We start from the raw sequence: 3,595 nt of genomic DNA on the forward strand, positions 1-3,595 counted from the left end.
ACCGGCACGGCTATAACACTACGGCTTTATGTGAACACTTGAATGCCCGGAGAAACGAAATCAAGGCATATTTCAATGGGTAATTGCCAGCAGCCAGGGCCGATGAGTTCAATAAGGAAATACACAAGCTTGGGATTTTATAAATCGAACATACTACCAATTTTGGGTTCGCGATAGAATCAAATAAAGTGGGAAATTCTAATCGATAAAATCACTTAATGTGAGAAGGCAAAACGCCAGGTGCAATTAATGTGAGAAAAAGTGAATTTATAAAATCAGTTAATCCGAGATAAAAAAGACGGATAAGTGCAAGAAATCGTGATTATGAAATCAAGAAACTACAGGTAGGTTCTCCGGGTACGGTGAGGAAGAAATGGCTTACCACGGAACAAGCGGCAGAATTGGCCAGCCAAAAGATCAGCGGTAAAAAAATTAAAAAGGGTTATTGTTTAAAATAACTCAATGGGGGCTGTAAGAATTTCATCGTCGCATTCATGCAAGAAACCCTAAATATAACAAAATTATGTTTGTTATTTATGTCGAATAGGCTCGACTTTATAAACATTTTTGTTTATAATTTGACCATGTTAATTTGGTAAGGCTGCGGGATGAAGTCGAGTGAGTTTGCAAAATGGTTGAAGTCAAAAGGTGTTGTCTTTAAAGAGGGTAAAAAGCACACAAAATTGTATTTAGCTGGCAAGCAATCAACGCTGCCAAGACATGCGGCTGAGATAAGTGAGCCGCTACGCAAAGCGATAGTGAAACAGCTAGGCTTGAGCGAATAGAGTAAGCTTAAAAAGTAATTTATAGATGATCGTAAAACGGCTATCACTGAAAGGTGGTAGCCGTTCTATATACCAGAAAGAGCGAGTAAATCGCCAATAATTAGGAGTGTCAGAGTATGCGTTATCCCGTCACAGTAGAAAAAACCGATACAGGTTTTTTTGTTAGCTTTCAAGATGTTCCAGAGGCTCTAACAGAAGGCCAAACAATGGATGAAGCTTTGGAACTGGCGAAGGACGCACTTGAAACTGCGTTGGAATTTTATTTTGAGGATGAGCGTTCGGTACCAATGCCTTCGGTACCGGCAAAAAATCAACCAGTTATCGAGCTGAGCGCTTCACTTTGGGCGAAGGTTTTGTTATTGAACGCTATGGTAACGGAACACGTTCGCCCCGTTGACTTGGCTAGAAAACTCGAAGTAAAGCCGCAGGATGTAACAAGGCTCTTAAGGCTTAGACACCCATCAAAAATCGATTCGATTGCCACCGCCTTGCATGCCATCGGTAAAACATTAGAACTGGTTGTGCATTAATCAACTAAGTCTAAACTGTAATGAAAACCCGCCTAGTGCGGGTTTTTTATTGTCAATCATAATCAACACAACAATGTCTTGTTTGTTGTGTTGATTATGATTGACAGTCTCACGGCACCATTCTTCCCAATGCCTGAATACAGAATTTATCGGAATGCGCCGCAAGACACCTTCCTTTAGGTGGGTGATGTAGCGGCGCATTCCGATAATCCGGTAAAAACACCAAAGGCAACCACGATAATTGTTCCTAGCCAGATAATCAGGTCTCTCTTTAAATTCACCAGGTCTCGTTTGGTAACCAGATCAGCTTGGGCATTTTTAATGACGGTTATAATGGCCTGGGCTTGTTGCTCGTCAAATCCAGCGGACTTCAGATCGATAACGGCTATTTGCGTGTCAAACATAACGTGCATTGCAATTCCCATTCCAGTTAATGTGTGGTATATTTCACAGTATGAAAATCCAAAACTCTACTGAAAAGTACAAATCCGTGCGCATAAAAACGGCCACCTACAAACAGTTGAAGCTGCTGGCGATAGACATGGATTTGCCGATTACCCGGCTTATCCAATTGCTTTATGATGACTATATGTTAATTCACAAAAAGGAAAAACCATGCTCAATAAAGTCATATTAATCGGCAACCTGGGCACCGATCCGGAAGTTCGCTACCTGCCGTCGGGCGGCGCCGTGACCACGGTCAATCTGGCGACCTCGCGGCGCTGGAAAGATAAGCAGACCGGCGAGAAAAAAGAGGCGTCGGAATGGCACCGCGTGGTGTTTTTCAACCGCCTGGCGGAAGTGGCCGGCGAGTATTTGAAAAAAGGCGCGCAAGTCTATGTGGAAGGCCGCATCCAGACCCGCAAATGGCAGGATAATAGCGGCCAGGATAAGTATTCGACGGAAATCCTGGCAGATGAAATGCACATGCTGGGCAAGCGTGACGGCGGCGGCGACGGCGGCTATAACGCGGCGCCGGCAAAGTTTGACCGGCCGGCGCAGAAAGCGGCGGCCGGCCCGGTACCGCCGGCTTCGGATTTCCCGTATGGCGATGATGATATTCCGTTTTAAAACGCACCTATGGCAGGCGTTTACCTGCAGCGCATTGACCCGGTGTAATGGTTTAATTAAACAGGACACTTCTTAAGACAGATTTATAATGTGATAAGAGGTGAAAAATGAGTACAAAAAGTAAACAAAAAAGGCCGGAATATACCCTAGAGTTTAAACAAGATGCCGCCAAGTTAGTCAATGAAAAAGGCTATACCCATCGACAAGCCGCCGAGAGTATGGGTATATCTTTGAGTGCGCTTGGCCGCTGGGTTAGAGCAGAACGAGGCCCTACCAGCGTCTCAACCGAAAAGAAATCAGTGTTGAATCTGACCGACCAAACTGAATTGATACGATTACGTAAAGAAAACGAACAGTTAGGTAGGGAGCGTGAAATCTTAAAAAAGGCGGTGTCAAAGGCCAACAGAATTGAGCCATTTTCGGCCATTAATTTTGAGCCACTTTTCCAGAGAAAAATTAATTATTCAGTTTTGATTTCAGTCGATAGCTTTCCCCTCCCAGCATAAAAATGTGTGAATGATGGATGATTCTGTCCACGATAGGGACGGCGACATTACCGTCAAAGAAGAACTCTCCCCAGTGGGTAAATTCCTTGTTCGTCGTCAAGATGATTGACCGGTATTCATACCTGGCGTTAATTAGCTGAAACAGGTTATGCATGCCCTGTTTGTTCATCGGCAGGTAGCCGAGTTCATCGATAATTAATAGATCAAATTTCAGCAGCTGATTAATCTTCTTTTTCAGCTCGCCTTTTAATTTCGCCAATTCCAGCGCTTCAATCAGGGTCAGTGCCGTACTGAAACAAACCTTGTAACCGGACTCTATGGCCTTAAGGCCCAGGCCAATAGCAAGATGGGTTTCACCGATGCCAGGTGCCCCAATAAGGGGTAGTTACCACATAGCTGCCAAAAGTGCCATCTTCGCCAGAACTATACATTAATTCATTATAATCAATACATTAACATTTTTTTGATTTAGCCAGTAACTTTGACACTAAACCTCGAAATATCAATTACTGCATCAACTACTAGGGCTTGCCCTAGTAGTTGATGACAAAATATCCCAAAAACACTCTCACTATTGGCTATTTTTGCCCATCCCCTCGAAAAGGTAAAAATTAGCAATGGCTGATGTTAAAGGTCGCTATTTCCTTCCACAGACTTCCGTCAAAAAGCAGGGTCGTTATATCGTGCGGCCAACGCATCGATG

4 protein-coding genes and 1 pseudogene are annotated in these 3,595 nt (G+C 43.8%); 3 read left to right on the forward strand and 2 right to left on the reverse strand.

The genetic code is table 11. The annotated features are described in order from the left end of the window. The first annotated feature begins 901 nt into the window (after positions 1-901). Positions 902-1,315, forward strand: coding sequence for a type II toxin-antitoxin system HicB family antitoxin (locus HUX64_RS02670; protein WP_174624699.1), 414 nt, complete (start codon positions 902-904; stop codon positions 1,313-1,315). Positions 1,316-1,491: 176 nt separating this feature from the next. Here HUX64_RS02670 and HUX64_RS02675 read toward each other — a convergent pair whose 3' ends face one another. Next, entirely contained in the window at positions 1,492-1,728 is a 237-nt protein-coding gene (locus HUX64_RS02675) for a CCDC90 family protein (protein ID WP_174624700.1), read from the reverse strand. A gap of 202 nt (positions 1,729-1,930) precedes the next feature. Here HUX64_RS02675 and ssb point away from each other — a divergent pair, with 202 nt between their 5' ends. Further along, on the forward strand, positions 1,931-2,386 hold the full coding sequence (gene ssb, locus HUX64_RS02680) for a single-stranded DNA-binding protein (protein ID WP_174624701.1): 456 nt from the start codon (positions 1,931-1,933) through the stop codon (positions 2,384-2,386). A 107-nt stretch (positions 2,387-2,493) separates the two neighbouring features. After that, positions 2,494-2,892, forward strand: a complete 399-nt coding sequence (locus tag HUX64_RS02685) for a transposase (RefSeq protein ID WP_174624702.1) — start codon at positions 2,494-2,496, stop codon at positions 2,890-2,892. On the opposite strand, the pseudogene HUX64_RS02690 reads toward HUX64_RS02685, so the two are convergent. Then, a pseudogene (locus HUX64_RS02690) lies at positions 2,843-3,268 on the reverse strand (ATP-binding protein); the annotation flags it as partial. The gene HUX64_RS02685 and the pseudogene HUX64_RS02690 sit on opposite strands and share 50 nt — an antisense overlap. Between the last annotated feature and the right edge of the window lie 327 nt (positions 3,269-3,595).

Origin of the sequence: Candidatus Methylobacter favarea, from assembly GCF_902806695.1 — a bacterium.
Classification (GTDB): Bacteria; Pseudomonadota; Gammaproteobacteria; order Methylococcales; family Methylomonadaceae; genus Methylobacter_B; species Methylobacter_B favarea.

Bases quoted from the DNA above. Each gene is read 5' to 3' on its own strand.
- HUX64_RS02675 (WP_174624700.1), bottom strand. From the start codon at position 1,728: ATGCACGTTATGTTTGACACGCAAATAGCCGTTATCGATCTGAAGTCC.
- ssb (WP_174624701.1), top strand. From the start codon at position 1,931: ATGCTCAATAAAGTCATATTAATCGGCAACCTGGGCACCGATCCGGAA.
- HUX64_RS02685 (WP_174624702.1), top strand. From the start codon at position 2,494: ATGAGTACAAAAAGTAAACAAAAAAGGCCGGAATATACCCTAGAGTTT.
- HUX64_RS02670 (WP_174624699.1), top strand. From the start codon at position 902: ATGCGTTATCCCGTCACAGTAGAAAAAACCGATACAGGTTTTTTTGTT.